General features: G+C 75.0%; 13 protein-coding genes. 8 read left to right on the forward strand and 5 right to left on the reverse strand.

Annotated features, from left to right (window positions below; genetic code table 11):
• Window positions 1-369 precede the first annotated feature (369 nt).
• Both R2E43_RS32790 and R2E43_RS32795 read left to right on the forward strand, forming a co-directional pair.
• Window positions 370-2016 carry a sensor histidine kinase gene (locus R2E43_RS32790; RefSeq protein WP_332056808.1) on the forward strand — a complete coding sequence of 549 codons (1647 nt, stop codon included), beginning with the start codon at window positions 370-372 and terminating at the stop codon, window positions 2014-2016.
• A complete protein-coding gene (locus tag R2E43_RS32795; RefSeq protein ID WP_332056809.1) occupies window positions 2013-2804 on the forward strand; it encodes a response regulator in 792 nt (263 codons plus the stop codon). The genes R2E43_RS32790 and R2E43_RS32795 overlap by 4 nt, the downstream gene beginning before the upstream one ends.
• Here R2E43_RS32795 and xdhR read toward each other — a convergent pair.
• A complete protein-coding gene (gene xdhR / locus R2E43_RS32800; protein ID WP_109030363.1) occupies window positions 2767-3357 on the reverse strand; it encodes a purine salvage operon transcriptional regulator XdhR in 591 nt (196 codons plus the stop codon). The two genes, R2E43_RS32795 and xdhR, sit on opposite strands and share 38 nt — an antisense overlap.
• Window positions 3358-3545: 188 nt before the next feature.
• Between xdhR and R2E43_RS32805 the strand changes: the two genes are divergently transcribed.
• The 4 genes from R2E43_RS32805 to R2E43_RS32820 are packed head-to-tail and all read left to right on the forward strand — an operon-like array spanning window position 3546 to window position 8431.
• Complete coding sequence (locus tag R2E43_RS32805; RefSeq protein WP_332056810.1) at window positions 3546-4148, forward strand: 2Fe-2S iron-sulfur cluster-binding protein; 603 nt, start codon at window positions 3546-3548, stop codon at window positions 4146-4148.
• On the forward strand, window positions 4145-5137 hold the full coding sequence (locus R2E43_RS32810) for an FAD binding domain-containing protein (protein WP_332056811.1): 993 nt from the start codon (window positions 4145-4147) through the stop codon (window positions 5135-5137). Before R2E43_RS32805 ends, R2E43_RS32810 begins: the two co-directional genes overlap by 4 nt.
• A complete protein-coding gene (locus R2E43_RS32815; RefSeq protein ID WP_332056812.1) occupies window positions 5134-7281 on the forward strand; it encodes a xanthine dehydrogenase family protein molybdopterin-binding subunit in 2148 nt (715 codons plus the stop codon). The genes R2E43_RS32810 and R2E43_RS32815 overlap by 4 nt, the downstream gene beginning before the upstream one ends.
• Window positions 7274-8431, forward strand: a complete 1158-nt coding sequence (locus R2E43_RS32820) for an XdhC family protein (protein ID WP_332056813.1) — start codon at window positions 7274-7276, stop codon at window positions 8429-8431. The genes R2E43_RS32815 and R2E43_RS32820 overlap by 8 nt, the downstream gene beginning before the upstream one ends.
• Before the next feature lie 35 nt (window positions 8432-8466).
• Here the strand turns inward: R2E43_RS32820 and R2E43_RS32825 are convergent, their stop codons facing one another.
• The 4 genes from R2E43_RS32825 to R2E43_RS32840 form a co-directional block, all read right to left on the reverse strand.
• On the reverse strand, window positions 8467-10242 hold the full coding sequence (locus R2E43_RS32825) for a glycoside hydrolase family 15 protein (protein WP_011027596.1): 1776 nt from the start codon (window positions 10240-10242) through the stop codon (window positions 8467-8469).
• A gap of 10 nt (window positions 10243-10252) precedes the next feature.
• Window positions 10253-11047 (reverse strand): polysaccharide deacetylase family protein, encoded by a 795-nt coding sequence (locus R2E43_RS32830; protein WP_161269977.1) that lies wholly within the window; start codon window positions 11045-11047, stop codon window positions 10253-10255.
• Between the two features lie 149 nt (window positions 11048-11196).
• Window positions 11197-12105, reverse strand: coding sequence for a DMT family transporter (locus R2E43_RS32835; RefSeq protein ID WP_011027594.1), 909 nt, complete (start codon window positions 12103-12105; stop codon window positions 11197-11199).
• A gap of 16 nt (window positions 12106-12121) precedes the next feature.
• Entirely contained in the window at window positions 12122-12976 is an 855-nt protein-coding gene (locus tag R2E43_RS32840; protein WP_016325650.1) for an SDR family NAD(P)-dependent oxidoreductase, read from the reverse strand.
• Window positions 12977-13160: 184 nt separating this feature from the next.
• Here R2E43_RS32840 and R2E43_RS32845 point away from each other — a divergent pair, with 184 nt between their 5' ends.
• Both R2E43_RS32845 and R2E43_RS32850 read left to right on the forward strand, forming a co-directional pair.
• Window positions 13161-14315: an MGDG synthase family glycosyltransferase gene (locus R2E43_RS32845; protein WP_011027592.1), complete on the forward strand. Its 1155-nt coding sequence runs from the start codon at window positions 13161-13163 to the stop codon at window positions 14313-14315.
• Between the two features lie 132 nt (window positions 14316-14447).
• On the forward strand, window positions 14448-14834 hold the full coding sequence (locus R2E43_RS32850) for a DUF2267 domain-containing protein (protein WP_030864825.1): 387 nt from the start codon (window positions 14448-14450) through the stop codon (window positions 14832-14834).
• Window positions 14835-14874 lie beyond the last annotated feature (40 nt).

Raw genomic sequence — 14874 nt, forward strand, 5'->3', positions numbered from 1 at the left:
AGCCCTGTGGGGGAGGGTGACGTGGGCCACATGGTGCCCGCGGGCCTGTCCCGTGTCTTCCTTGCGGAACCAAGGGAGGTTGTGTTCATTGCGGTCGCCAGGGCCGCGTGACCGATGCAGGGCGTCACATCGCTGCCGGGTCGCCGGTTCATTGCGAAGCAGGCACATCCCTTTCCCTCGCCGCAGGTGGGCGCCATGATGGCGACCCGGCACCCCCGCCGGTCAGCCCGCCGGTCACCGCCATCCCGTCCCGTCCACCGGCCAGCCCGCCGGCCACCGCCATCCCGTCCCAGCCCACCGGTCAGCCCGCCGGTCACCGCCATCCGTCCCCGCCCCCCCGCCCCTCCGTGAGCCGAGAACGAGTCCGCCGTGGCCCCCACCTTCCGCCGTCAGACCCTCGCGGGCGAGATGCTGGTCCTCCAGCTCGCCATCGTCGTGGTCGTCCTGCTCGCGGTGGCCGCCGTCTCGCTCGCCCAGTCCAGGGCCACCTTCAACCGCGTCGAGGGCCGCCGGGTCACCGCCCTGGCCGAGCAGCTGGCCGCCACGCCGCTGGTGCGCAGCCAGTTGCTGCGCCCGGTGCCGCAGGAGGCCCTCGCCCCGCTGGTCAACTCCACGCAGACGCAGTCCGGGGTCACCTCCGTCACGGTGGCCGACGCCCACGGCCGGGTCGTCAGCTCCACCGACCCCACGCTGATCGGCGCCCGGCTGCCGCGCGCACAGGGCGCCGGTGTCACGAGCGGCTGGTCGGGGCCGCTGACCGTGCAGGGCGGCCGGGAACTGGTCGCCCAGGTCCCGGTGCTCGGGGCCACCCGGCAGACCCTCGGCCGCCACCTCGGCACGGTGATGGTCGGCGAGGCCGATCCCACGGTGTGGCAGCGTCTCAGCGGCGCCTCCTCCTACCTCCTCGCCTACCTCGGCGTCGCCAGCGGTCTCGGTGTGGCCGGCTCCTGGCTGCTGGCCCGGCGGGTCAAGCGGCAGACCCTCGGCCTGGAGCCGCGCGAGATCGCCGGCCTCGCCGAGCACCGGGAGGCCATGCTGTACGGCATCGCGGAGGGCGTCGTCGCCCTCGACCCGCAGCACCGGCTCACCCTGGTCAACGAGATGGGCCGGCGTCTGCTCGACCTGCCCGCCGACTGCGTGGGCCAGAGCCTGGACGGCCTCGGCATCGACGGGCGGCTGCGCGACGTCCTCGCGGGTGCCGCCCGCGAAGCGGCCGAGCCGCGCGACGAGGTCGTCGTCCGCCACGGCCGGGTCCTGGTCATGAACCGTATGACCGTCACCAAGGACGGCCGCCCGCTCGGCTCGGTCACCACCCTGCGCGACCGCACCGAACTGGCCCGCCTGGAGCGGGAGATCGGCTCCTTCCGCAGCACCTCGGAGCTGCTGCGCGCCCAGGCCCACGAGTTCGCCAACCAGCTGCACACCATCTCCGGCCTCATCCAGATCGGCGAGCAGGAGGAGGTGGTGCGCTACGTCCGCGGGCTCAACCAGCGCCGCCAGTCCCTGGACGTCACCCTCAGCCGCCGGGTCCGGGACACCGCCGTGGCCGCGCTGATCACGGCGAAGTCCTCCCTGGCGGCCGAGCGCAGGGTCGCGCTGCGCGTCTCGGACCGCACGGCGCTGGACCGGCTGGAGCCGGCCGACGCCGCCGACGTGGCGACCGTGGTCGGCAACCTCGTCGACAACGCCGTGGACGCCGCCGCGGCCCCGGGCGACGCGCCCGAGGCCTGGGTCGAGGTCGAGCTGCGGCAGGACGCCGCCAGCGTCGAGATCGTGGTCCGCGACTCCGGGCCCGGTGTGGCGCCCGAACTGGCCCAGGAGGTCTTCTCCCACGGCTTCACCACCAAGGCCGCCCGGCAGGGCGGGCGCGGCATCGGCCTGGCGCTGACCCGGCTGGTCTGCGAACGTCACGGCGGTGAGATCTCGGTGACCAACACCCCCGAGGGGGCGGTGTTCACCGCACGCATGACCGTCAGCCACCTCACCGACGCGGTGGCGGAAGGAGCAGCACCATGACGGCTACGAGCGGCACGCCCGACGCGACCGCCCCGACCGCCGCACCCCTGGAGACGTCCCCGGGCGCCGCCCCGATCGGCGTGCTCGTCGTCGACGACGACTTCATGGTGGCCCGCGTCCACCGCGCGTTCGTCGAACGGGTCGAGCCCTTCCGGGTGCTCGGGGTCGCGGGCACCGGGGAGCAGGCGCTGGCCGCCGTCGGGGAGCTGCGCCCCGACCTGGTGCTGCTCGACCTGTACCTGCCGGACGTCTTCGGCCTCGACGTCGTCCCACGGCTGCGCGCCGCGGGCCACGACTGCGACGTCATGGTCATCAGCGCCGCCCGGGAGGCGGACGCGGTGCGCGGCGCCGTGCGGCACGGCGTGGTCGACTACCTCCTCAAACCCTTCGAGTTCGAGGACCTTCGGGTCCGGCTGCAGCGCTACGCGGTCCAGCGGGGCCGGCTGCTCGGCACGGTGGTGCGCAGCCAGGCCGACGTCGACCGGGTACTGGCCGGGGCCGCGGCACCGGCCGGGCCGGCCCCGGGGCTGCCCAAGGGCATGAGTGTGGAGACCGCCGAACTCGTCGAGCGCGCCCTCCGCGAGGCCGACGGCACCCTGTCCGCCAGCGAGTGCGCGGCGCTGACCGGCATCTCCCGGGTCAGCGCGCGCCGGTACCTGGAGTACTTCCACACCGTGGGCAGCGCGGAGGTGTCCCTGCGCTACGGGGTCGCGGGACGCCCCGAACGCCGCTACCGCTTCCGGGGCGCGGTCACCGGCCCGGAGCTCCGGCGCGCAGGCCGTCCATGACGAGGTCCAGGAACCGGGTGACCCGCGGCTGCCAGTTCTCGCCGGGGTCGATCAGCCACAGCCCGCCGAGGACGAGGAAGAAGTCGTCCCCGGTCACTCCGGGCCGAATCGTGCCGGCCTCGTGGTTGGCACGGAGCAGGAGTTCGGCCGCGTCCTCCAGCGGGGTGGGGCGCGGCTTCTCCGGCGCCCCGGGTGCGCTGGTGACCAGCCGGATCGCGTCCGCCAGACCCGCCTTGGTCATGGCGAACTCGGCGAGACGGTCCATCCACTGGCGCAGGGCCAGGTCGGGTTCCCCGGCGGCCAGCATCTCGGGTGCCGCCTCGGCCACCTGCTGCATCCCGTAGCGGTAGATCTCCAGGACGAGCGCCTCGCGGTTGGGGAAGTTGCGGTAGAAGGTGCCCTGCCCGACGCCCGCCTTCTTGGCGATGGCGCTCAAGGGGGCGTTCGCGCAGTGCGTCAGCTCCTCCGTGGCCACGGCCAGGATGCGCTCGCGGTTGCGCTGGGCGTCCGAGCGCAGCGGAGTGTCCGGCTTGTCCTTCTTCGGCTGCGGCACTCGTCCTCCTTTCGGGTTCGTGGCCGAATCCCGACCTTGCTAAGCGGACAGCTGTCCGTTACGTTCTCAGTGAATGGACAGTTGTCCGGTTGTCCGCCCACTCTACCGGCGGACAGCGGTCCCCCCACCCATGCACCCACTGCCTACAGCCAGTTTTCCCGGTATCCAGACACCAAAGAAGGCTGATCATGGCCCCAGTACCCCCATCGACGTCCAGCGCCGTCACCCTGAACATCAACGGCGAGAAGCACCAGCTGACCGTCGACCACCGCACCACCCTGCTCGACGCCCTGCGCGAGCGTCTCGACCTCACCGGTACCAAGAAGGGCTGCGACCAGGGGCAGTGCGGCGCCTGTACCGTCCTGGTCGACGGACGCCGCGCCGTCTCCTGTCTGAACCTCGCCGTCGCCGCCGAGGGGCGCGAGATCACCACCATTGAGGGCATGGCCGAGGGCGACCGACTGCACCCGGTCCAGCAGGCCTTCCTCGACCTCGACGGCTACCAGTGCGGCTACTGCACCCCCGGCCAGATCTGCTCGGCGATCGCGGTCATCGAAGAGCACGCGGCCGGCTGGCCCAGCGCCGCCACCGAGGACATCCGCCCCGAGGCCGGGCCGCCACCCCTGACGCCCGACGAGATCCGCGAACGGATGAGCGGCAACCTGTGCCGCTGCGGCGCCTACGTCTCCATCGTCCAGGCCGTCACCCGCGCCGCCGAGGCCCACCAGGCCGCGGCCCAGGACGACGACCGTGCCGACCAGGACGTGACCACCGAGGAGACGGCCGCATGAGGGAGTTCGGATACCAGCGCGCCGACGACGTCTCCGGCGCGGTGGCGCTGCTCGCCGCCGACCCGGACGCCCGCTTCCTCGGCGGCGGCACCAACCTCGTGGACCTGATGAAGACCGGCGTCGAGCGTCCCGCCCGGCTCGTCGACGTCCGCGAGCTCCCCCTGGACGCCATCGAGGAGACCGCGGCCGGCGGACTGCGCATCGGCGCCACCGTCACCAACAGCGACCTCGCCGCCCACCCCGAAGTGCGCCGCCGCTACCCGGCACTGACCCAGGCGGTCCTGGCCGGTGCCTCCGGCCAGCTGCGCAACATGGCCACCGTCGGGGGCAACCTGCTCCAGCGCACCCGCTGCGGCTACTTCACCGACCTGAGCAAGCCCTGCAACAAGCGCGCCCCCGGCAGCGGCTGCTCCGCGGTCACCGGCGAACACCACAACCACGCCGTGCTGGGCGCCTCCGACCACTGCGTCGCCGTGCACCCCTCGGACATGGGGGTGGCCCTCGCCGCCTTCGACGCCGTCGTCGGCTACGAAACCCTCGACGGCCCCGGCGAGTTGCCGCTCGCCGACTTCTACCTCCCCGTCGGGGACACCCCGCACCGGGAGACCGCACTGCCGGCCGGCGCGCTGATCACCGGAGTCACCCTGCCGCCCGCCCCGGTCGCCGCCCGCTCCCGCTACCGCAAGGTGCGCGAGCGCGCCTCGTACGCCTTCGCGATCGGCTCGGTCGCCGCCGCGCTCGACGTCGAGGACGGCGTCGTACGCGAGGCCCGGCTGGCCTTCGGCGCGGTCGCCTCGCGGCCCTGGCGGGCCCGCGCGGCCGAGGCCGTCCTCACCGGCGCACCGGCCGACGGCGACACCTTCGCCGCCGCCGCGGACGCCGAACTCGCGGCCGCCAGGCCGCTGCCCGACAACGGATACAAGGTGACCCTCATGCGCAACCTCGCGGTGGCCGTCCTGACCGAACTCGCCGAGGAGACCGCCCGATGACCACCGCCACCACCGGCCGTACGGCGCTCCGGGGCGTCGTCGGCACCGCGCACACCCGCGTCGAGGGCCGCGACAAGGTCACCGGAGCGGCCCGCTACGCGGGCGAGATCCCCTTCGCCGACCTCGCGCACGGATGGCTGGTCCTCTCCACCGTCGCGCGCGGCCGCATCCGCTCCCTCGACACCGAGGCCGTCCTCGCCATGCCCGGCGTGCTCACCGTCCTGCACCACGGCAACGCCCCGCGCGTCGACACCGACTACGTCGGCCTCCTCGGCATCCCGCCGGACCCCACCGCCGCCGTCTTCCAGCAGGACCGGGTGCACCACGTGGGCTGGCCGGTCGCCCTCGTCGTCGCCGAGACGTCCGAGCAGGCCCGGGAGGCCGCCGAGGCCCTCGTCGTCGCCTACGACGAGGAACCGCACGACACCGCCCTCACCGCCGACCACCCGGGGGCCCACCCGGCCGGCGGGGTCATGCCCGGCGAGACCGCCAAGGGCGACCTCGCGGCCGGACTCGCCGCCTCCGCAGTGGTCGTGGACGAGGAGTACACCACTCCCGAAGAGCACCACAGCATGATGGAGCCGCACGCCGCCACCGCCCGGTGGGACGGCGGCCGGCTGGAGGTCGTCGACTCCAACCAGGGCACCACCTGGATCCAGACCGAACTGGCCAGCCTGTTCTCCCTCGACGCCTCCGCGGTACGGGTGCGCTCCGAGCACATCGGCGGCGGCTTCGGCAGCAAGGGCCTGCGCGCCCACCAGGTCGCCGCCGTGATGGCCGCGACCGAACTGCAGCGGCCGGTGCGCGTGGTCATGACGAGGCGGCAGATGTTCTCCCTGGCCGGCTACCGCAGCCCCACGGTCCAGCGCGTCCGGCTCGGCGCCGACGCCGACGGCCGGCTGCGCGCCCTGGAGCACCGCTCGCTGAACCAGACGTCCACCGTCTACGAGTTCGTCGAGCCCAGCGCGGGCGTGGCCCGGGTCATGTACGACGCCGAGGCGCACCACACGGCCAACGAGGTCGCGCCCCTCGACGTGCCGTCGCCGACGTTCATGCGCGGGCCGGGCGAGGCACCGGGCTCCTTCGCCATCGAATCGGCCCTCGACGAACTCGCCGAGCGCGGCGGCATCGACCCCATCGCCCTGCGCCTGCGCAACGAACCGGAGGTCGGCCCGGTCTCCGGTCTGCCCTTCAGCAGCCGCAACCTGGACGCCTGCTTCCGCGAAGGAGCCCGGCGGTTCGGCTGGGCCGGGCGCGACCCGCGACCCGGCGTGCGCCGTGACGGGCGCTGGCTGCTGGGGACGGGCACCGCCGCCGCCTCCTTCCACTCGGGTGCCGGTCCCTCCACGGCCGTTGTGACCGCCGAGGCCGACGGCGGGTTCACGGTACGGATCGCCGCCGCCGATCTCGGCACCGGCGCCCGTACGGCGCTCACCCTGGTCGCCGCCGACGCCCTCGAGGTCGCGCCCGACCGGGTCCGGGTGCGTATCGGTGACAGCGACTTCGGCCCCGCGATGATCGCGGGCGGCTCGATGGGCACGCGGTCCTGGGCCTGGGCGGTCACGGAGGCGGCCCGCGAACTGCGGGAGCGGCTGGCCCTGGGCACGACGATCCCGCCGGAGGGCATCACCGTACGGTCCGACACCACCGCCCTGCTCGGCGCCCTCGCGCAGAAGGAACGGCACTCCTTCGGCGCGCAGTTCGCCGAGGTCGCCGTGGACACCGCCACCGGCGAGGTGCGGGTGCGCCGCATGCTCGGCATCTTCGCGGCCGGCCGGATCGTCAACCCGCTCACCGCCCGCAACCAGCTCGTCGGCGGCATGGTCTGGGGCATCTCCATGGCCCTGCACGAGGAGGCGGTCCGGGACCGGACGAGCGGCGGCCTCTACGCCCCCGACCTCGCCGGCTACCACGTGGCCACCAACGCCGACGTGGGCGACGTCCAGGCCGACTGGGTGGACGACCCCGACCCCGAGGACCCGGTCGGTATCAAGGGCGTCGGCGAGATCGGCATCGTGGGCGCCGCGGCGGCCGTCGCCAACGCCGTCTGGCACGCGACCGGCGTACGCCACCGCAACCTGCCGATCCGGCCGGACCGGGTACTGTCGGCGGTGCCCGCGAGCTCGGGAGCGGCGGATGCTTGACATCGCCGAGGAGCTGGACCGCTGGCTCGCCGAGGGCCGGGAGTTCGCGGTCGCCACCATCGTCTCCGTGGGCGGCAGCGCGCCACGCGGTCCCGGCGCCGCCCTCGCCGTCGACAGCGGGGGCACCGTGATCGGCTCGGTCTCCGGCGGCTGTGTGGAGGGCGCGGTGTACGACCTGTGCGCCGACGCCCTGCGCACCGGGGAGACGCTGCGCGAACGCTTCGGCTACAGCGACGAGGACGCCTTCGCGGTCGGGCTGACCTGCGGCGGGATCGTCGACGTACTGGTCACGCCGGTCGGCGCCGACGCGCCCTCGCGCGAGGTGCTCCGGGCCGCGCTGGCCACCGCCGCCCGGAGCGGGACCGCGGCCCTCGCCCGGGTCGTCGAGGGCCCGCCCGAGCTGCTGGGCAGGGCCCTGCTCGTCCGGCCCGACGGTTCGCACACGGGAGGCCTGGGCGGCCACCCCGACCTGGACCGCACCGCGGCCGCCGAGGCCGGTGCCCTGCTGGACGCCGGGCGCACCGGCACGGTCGGACTCTCGGAGGACGGTTCGCACTGCCCCGGCGGGCTCACCCTGCTCGTCGAGACCAGCGTGCCGCCGCCCCGCATGATCGTCTTCGGCGCGGTCGACTTCGCCGCGGCGCTGGTTCGAGCCGGGAAGTTCATCGGGTACCACGTCACGGTGTGCGACGCCCGGCCCGTCTTCGCCACCCCGGCCCGTTTCCCCCAGGCCGACGAGGTCGTCGTCGACTGGCCGCACCGCTACCTGCGGGACACCCCGACCGACGGGCGCACGGTGCTGTGCGTGCTCACCCACGACGCCAAGTTCGACGTGCCGCTGCTGGCGGAGGCGCTGCGGATGCCGGTCGCGTTCGTCGGCGCGATGGGCTCGCGCCGTACCCACGAGGACCGCGACCGCCGGCTGCGCCAGGCCGGCCTGAGCGGGGACGAGCTGTCCCGGCTGCGTTCACCGATCGGCCTCGACCTCGGCGCCCGCACCCCCGAGGAGACGGCCCTGTCCATCGCGGCGGAGATCGTCGCGGCCCGCCGCGGCGGTACGGGCGTCCCGCTGACGGGCGGGGCGGCACCGATCCACCGGGAGGCGACGGGGCGGCCGCCTGAGGAGAAGGCAAGGGAGGCGGCTGCCTGAGGGACCCGGACAGGGCGGTCGCCCGGGAAGGAGGCTCAAGGCAGCGTCGACTCGCCGGCCAGGCGCACCGAGCACTCCAGCAACATGGCGTGCACGAAGGCCTGCGGGAGGTTGCCGCGGAGCTGGCGCTGGCGCACGTCGTACTCCTCGGCGAACAGCCCGGCCGGCCCGCAGGCCGCCCGGGTGCGCTCGAACCAGCGGAACGCGTCCACCCGGTCGCCGACCCGGTGCGTGGCCAGCGCCATGGCGAAGCCGCACAGCAGGAAGGCACCCTCGGCCTCGCCCAGCGGCACCCCGGGATGTTCGAAGCGGTACAGGTACCCGTCCTCGGACAGGCGGGATTCGACGTACGCGCGGGTGGCGGCGTCGCCGTCGTCTTCGAAGGTGCAGCCGCGCGCCATCGGCACCAGCAGCGCGGCCTCGGGCCCGTCGTCGTCCTCGGCCCGCCGCCAGCGGCCGTCCGCGTGCAGGCACCGACGCCGGGTCTCCCGCAGCACCGTGTCGGCGAGATCGGCGCACCGGCGCCCCGCGGCCCCGGGCAGCACCTCGGCCATCCGCCGAAGACCGCACACCACGCTCAGCCGGGAATGGGTCCACCACCGGTCCTCCAGCTCCCACAGACCGGCCTCCGGCTTCAACCACTGCCGCTCGACGACGTCCACGGCGACGGCGGCGGCCCGTTCCGCCTCGTCGGTCAGGCGGTCGTGCGCGGCCGCCGCCGCGAACAACTGCAGCGCCTCGCCGAAGGTGTCCAGCTGGAACTGGGCGCCCGCGTCGTTGCCGACGTGGTCGTTGCCGCCGGGATAGCCGGGCAGCCGCAGGGAACGCTCCTTCCCGACCGGCCGCCCGTCGACGGTGTAGGCGGGCCGCACCCGGTCGCCGTCCGCGAGGATGCGCTCGGCGACGAAGCGCACCGCGTCGTCGACCAGCGGGTGCGGCCCGTGCGCGGCGACCGCGAGAGCGGCGTAGCACTGGTCGCGCAGCCACGCGTAGCGGTAGTCGTAGTTGCGCCCGCTGTTGGCGCGTTCCGGCAGGGACGTGGTCGCGGCGGCCACCATCCCGCCCGAGACGCTGGTCAGCCCGTGCAGGACGGCGTACGCGTGCCGGGCGTCGCGGGGCGCGACCAGCCGGGAGCAGTCCGGCACGGCCCGCCGCCACTCCTGTTCCGTGGCCCGCCACAGCGCGTCCGCGTCGAGCGGTTCGGTCTCCCGCCCCGCGGACAGTTCGAGGACGAGGTCGTGCGTCTCGCCCTCGCGCAGCCGGAATTCGCCGCGCAGCCCCGCCCCGTCCCGCCACACCGCGTCCGGGGCCCCGGCGAGCCGCATCCGCAGCCCCTGCGCCCCGGCCGTCCACACCCCGTCCTCCCGCCGGGGGTCGCGCATCCGGCCCTGTCCGAAACCGGGCCGCGGGTCCAGGTCCAGGTTGAGGCGCGCCTCGCCCCGCTCCACCCGCATGCGGCGCAGCAGCACGAGCCGGTCCGTGCGGGCCGGCAGGGCCAGCGCCTCGCGGCACTCGATCACACAGTCGGCGGTCACCCACCGGCTGATCCGGATCAGCGTGCCCTCCTCGTAGGAGCCGCCCCAGACGTGCCAGGGGTCCGCGGGCTCCACCGTGAAATGCCCGGCCCCGCCGATCAGCGCGGAGAACACCGCGTCGTCGTGCCACCGCGGGGCGCACAGCCACACGATCCGGCCCCGGGGATCCAGGACAGCACCTCGTTCACCGTCGGCGAGCACGGCGTACTCGCGCAGCGCCCAGGGCGGGCAGGACGTGTCCGCTGCCGCCGCGCGCCGATCGTCGCTGTCGTTCATGACGCTACGGCTATCCCGGCGCCGGTGACCGAAACGACGCCGCCGTCCCCGCCGTCCCCGCGGTCCCCGCCACCGCTGCCGTTCCCGGCGTTCCCGTGGCCCCACCCGCGCCGTGCTCGCCCAGCGGGCCCACCGCCAGCCCCGCCTCGCGGCAGTCGCGCACGATGTCCGGCAGCGCGCCGAGCGTAGCCCGCCAGCTGCCCGGGGCGGAGGCGTGGTCGGTGTCGTGGAGGAGGACCGTGCCACCCCCGCACAGATCGGCCGCGACGGTCGCGCGTACCGAGGCGGGCGTGGCGTCGTGCCGCCAGTCCTTGCCCCACGCCGTCCACAGCACGGGCCGCAGCCCGGCCCGCCGGGCGGCCGCCCAGCGACCGGAGGTGAGGATCCCGTAGGGCGGCCGGTACCAGCGCGGCGCACGTCCGGACACCTCGTCCACCACCCGGACGGCACGCAGCAACTCGCGCGTGTCCCGCGCCGGCGACGGCCACCAGGGGCGGTCGTGCGTCCAGCCGTGGACGGCGAGTTCATGTCCGCGCCGGACCAGCTCACGGGTCAGCGCCGGATGGCGCAGGGCGTTCTCGCCCAGGACGAAGAACGTGGCCCGTACTCCGAGTCCGTCCAGCGTGTCGAGGAACCGCGGCGTGGACGCCGGGTCCGGGCCGTCGTCGAAGGTGAGCGCGACGTGGCCGGGGCTGCCCCGGCCGGCCAGGCCCGGGAACCGCCGGCGGCGCAGTTCCGGCAGCCAGGTCGCGGCCGGACCGATGTGGGCCAGCGCGGCCGCGACGACCGGAGCGACGGCGTACACCGCCCGTCCGGTGGGAAACCCATGACGCGTCCGTGGTGCCTCCGGTCTGTTCACTGTGCTCCGTCCCGGTTCGTTTCAAGGTCCTCGTGCATGCTTCAGGCCCTCGTGCATCAGGTCTTCGTGCACTACGGCGTCGTCCGTTCCGCCGCTCACCGCCTCTCCGCCCGCGCGGGACCGTCCCGAGCCGCCGGGGCCGTGTCCCAGGCGCCGTGCACCGACGGTGCCCGGGCCAGTCCGACGCTGCCGATGCCGATCAGCGCCACGCCGATCAGCTCGGGCAGCACCCGCACCCCGAGCAGGATCTCCTCGCCGAACAGGGCCCAGCCCAGGGCGACGCTGGTCAGCGCGTCACCGAGGGTCAGCGCGGGCTGCGAGGCCGCGAGGGTCCCCGCCCGCAGGGCGCTCTGCAGCAGCAGGAAGCTGGCCACGCCCAGGACGGCCGTGGCGTACGGCGGCCACTGGGTCAGCACCTCGCCCACTCCCTGGGAGAGCCGCCCGGTCAGTTCCTTGAGCAGCGCCGCCGTACCGCCGAACCCGACTGCGGACGCCGAGCCGAACAGCGCCGCGCGAGGCGCGCCGTGCACCAGGCTGCCGACCGAGGCGAGGACCGTCATCAGGACGAACAGCGCCAGCCCCGCCCAGACCCAGCGGCCCGCGGTGGCGGTGTCGTGACCGGGCGCCGGGGCGGCCGAGCCCAGGAACAGTGCGAGCCCCACGGCCAGCGCCACGAACGCCAGCCACGTCCGCGAGTCCGGACGCCGGTGGAAGACCGCACTGCCGACCACCAGCGTGAACAGTAGTTCGGTCGCCATCAGCGGCTGGACGACGGCCAGACTGCCCACCGCCAGCGCGGCCGCCTGCAGCACCGTCGTCAGCGCGAGCAGCGCCGCCCCGCCGACCCAGTACCGGTCGCGCACCAGCCGCAGCAGTGAGCGCAGCATCGTGTGCCGGGCCCCCGCCCGGTCCTCGTCCTGCGCCGCGGCCCTGCGCTGCAGTACCGACGCCGCCGCGTTGGACAGCGCCGCGAACAGGGCGAGGACGACGGTGAGGACACTCACCGCGGCGTGCTCCCGGTCATCCGAACCGTGCGGCCAGCCGCCGGTACAGGCCCGGGGCCGCGCCCCGCACCCGGCAGGGCAGACGCAGCCACGAGGGCACGTACACCTCGTCCCGGCCCCGCAGCACCGCGGTCCGCACCGCGTCGGCCACGCGCTCGGGAGGCACCGGGCGCGGCCAGGACCGCCGGTAGGGGGCGCCCCGGCGCTCGAAGAACGGGGTGTCGACGACGCCCGGCACCACATGGGTGACGCCGACGCCCGTGCCCCGCAACTCGTAGCGCAGCGAATCCGCGAAGGCGCCGATCGCGGCCTTGGCGGCGGAGTACACGGCCTCGTCGCGCACCGCGACACTGCCCGCCAGCGAGCCGATGAGCACCACCCGCCCCGACCCCGCCGCCACCATCCCCGGCAGCAGCAGCCGCACCAGCCGCAACGTGGCCAGCAGGTTGACGTCGAGCACGTCGTCGATGGTGCGCGGGGGCATGTCCAGGAACTCCCCGGCCCAGCCGACCCCGGCTCCCGCCACCAGCAGATCCACCGGCCCCGCGGTGGCCAGCGTGAAGTCGGTGAGCTGCCGGCCGGCGCCGGGGAGGGTGAGGTCCGCGGCGAACGCGGTGGCCGACGTGTCGTCGGCGACCTGGCGCAGCCGCACCGGGTCACGGCCCGTGAGCACCAGCCGCCAGCCGTCCTCGTCGCCCAGGCGGCGGGCCACGGCCGCGCCGATGCCGGAGGACGCCCCCGTCACGAGCGCCGTACGGGTCCGCGGGTCCCGGAGTCCGACGGGCTGCCGCCGGGGCTTCGCGCGGTCCGCGTCGGGTGCGACGACCTGCGGTCCGGGGACGGACCGGGGACGGGAGAACGCATGGACCATGGGGACCACCTTGGCTCGGGGCGGGCACCGGGAAGCGGCGACCTCGCGGTCGGGCTCCCGGCGTCCGGCCGGACGGGCGGTCACGGAGTATCCCCCAGGGTCCGCCCGAAACGCCCGCTTGTGCGATGGTTTGGAACCGGTGGCACCGGCAACTTGGTCCGTCGTGCATCCTCGCAGCTCATCGGTGCCCCGGCGCCCCGGCACCCCGCGCGGCCCGCAGGGCGGCAGACGTCTGCTGGTGATCAGCGCGAGCATGGGCGCGGGCCACGACACGGTCGCCGCCGAACTGGTCCGGCGGGCCCGGGAACGCGGCGACACCGCCCAGACCGTCGACGTCCTCGCCCTCCTGCCGTACGGCCTGGGCGCGGTCCTCAGGTGCTTCTACCGCGGGTCCGTACGGCACTTTCCGTGGGCGTACGCCGCCCTCTACCGCCTCTTCCTGCGGCCCGGCGCGGGACGCCGGCCGAGCGGGACGCCCCTGGCCCGGCTCGCCGGAGACCGGCTGCGCGAGCTGGCCGCACGCACCGGCGCGGACGTGGTCGTACCCGTCTTCCACCTCGGCGCCCAGCTCACCGGCCACCTCCGGGACCGCGGGCTGCTGCCCGTGCCCAGTGTCGTCCTCGTGATCGACTTCGAGCTCCACCGGCAGTGGCTGCACCCCGGCAACGACCACTGCCTGTGTCTCACCGAGGAGGCGGCGCGCGAGGCGCGGGGCAACACCGGCACTCCGGCGGAGACGTGCGGTCCCGTCGTGGCGCCCGAGTTCTCCGCCGGTCGCGTCCCGGGGGCGGCCCAGTGGCGGGAGACGTTCGACCGGCTCGGCCCCGGGCGGCCCGCGGTGGTGCTGTCCGCCGGTGCCTGGGGCGTCGGCTCGCACCTGGACGCCACCGTCCGGCTGCTGGTGGACCACGGCTATCTGCCGGTCGTGCTCTGCGGCGACAACCAGCGGCTGCGCCGCACGCTGTCCGGCACTCCCGGCGTCCTCGCCCTGGGCTGGGTGACGGACATGCCGGGCCTGCTGCACGCCGCCCGTGCCCTGATCGACAACGCGGCCGGTCAGACCGCCGTGCAGGCGCTCGCGGCCGGACTGCCGGTCGTGGGCCATCGCCCCATACCCGGTCACGGCGCGGACGGCGTCCGGCGAATGGCCGCGCTGGGTGTCTCCGAGGTCGCCGAGGACCGGACCGCGCTGCTCGAAGCCCTGGCGCGGCTCACCGCACCCGGCCCGGACCGGCGGCGACGGATCGCCGCCGGACGCGCCCTGTTCACCGGCAACGCGGACGCCCTGACACTGGTGACCGACCTGGCCGACGCCGCACGTGCGGACGTACGGCGGTGAGAGAGCGCCGCGAGCACGGAGGGGGAGCGAGGCGGGAGAGCGAGGGGAAGCGAGGGGGGAGTGCACGCCCGTTTTCCCGGACGCACACAGGGCACCCGCCCGGGGCGCGAACCGGCACAAGGAGGCGACGCCGTGCGGCTCGACGAGTTCCTCACCAGGGTCCGCGACCGCGGTGAGTTCCACGGCGACGACGAGGCCGAGCAGGTCGCCACGGCCGTGCTGTGGGTGGTCGCGTCCCGCATCCCACCGGACGATGCCGCCGACCTGGCCCGCGACCTGCCCGCACCCCTGGACGACGCGCTGCGCCCGGAACGCGGGCGCCCCGAGACCTTCGGGCGCGAGGAGTTCCTCCGGCGGGTGGCCCAGCAGACCGGTGCCCGGCCGCGCACCGCCGAGTGGGACGCGGGCGCCGTGCTGTCCACCCTCGCCGAGGCAGTGCCCCGCGAACGCGTCGACCGACTGCTGGCCTGCCTGCCCGCCGACTGCGCCGACCTCTTCGGCGGCCCGGCACCCCACTGAGAGCGGCCCCCGGAGACAGGCCACCGAGACCGAGGAGACA

The sequence above is a fragment of the Streptomyces violaceoruber genome, from assembly GCF_033406955.1.
Classification (GTDB): domain Bacteria; phylum Actinomycetota; class Actinomycetes; order Streptomycetales; family Streptomycetaceae; genus Streptomyces; species Streptomyces violaceoruber.

Coding starts and splice junctions, on each gene's coding strand:
- R2E43_RS32795 (WP_332056809.1), top strand. CDS start 2,013: ATGACGGCTACGAGCGGCACGCCCGACGCGACCGCCCCGACCGCCGCA.
- R2E43_RS32805 (WP_332056810.1), top strand. CDS start 3,546: ATGGCCCCAGTACCCCCATCGACGTCCAGCGCCGTCACCCTGAACATC.
- R2E43_RS32810 (WP_332056811.1), top strand. CDS start 4,145: ATGAGGGAGTTCGGATACCAGCGCGCCGACGACGTCTCCGGCGCGGTG.
- R2E43_RS32815 (WP_332056812.1), top strand. CDS start 5,134: ATGACCACCGCCACCACCGGCCGTACGGCGCTCCGGGGCGTCGTCGGC.
- R2E43_RS32820 (WP_332056813.1), top strand. CDS start 7,274: ATGCTTGACATCGCCGAGGAGCTGGACCGCTGGCTCGCCGAGGGCCGG.
- R2E43_RS32825 (WP_011027596.1), bottom strand. CDS start 10,242: ATGAACGACAGCGACGATCGGCGCGCGGCGGCAGCGGACACGTCCTGC.
- R2E43_RS32840 (WP_016325650.1), bottom strand. CDS start 12,976: ATGGTCCATGCGTTCTCCCGTCCCCGGTCCGTCCCCGGACCGCAGGTC.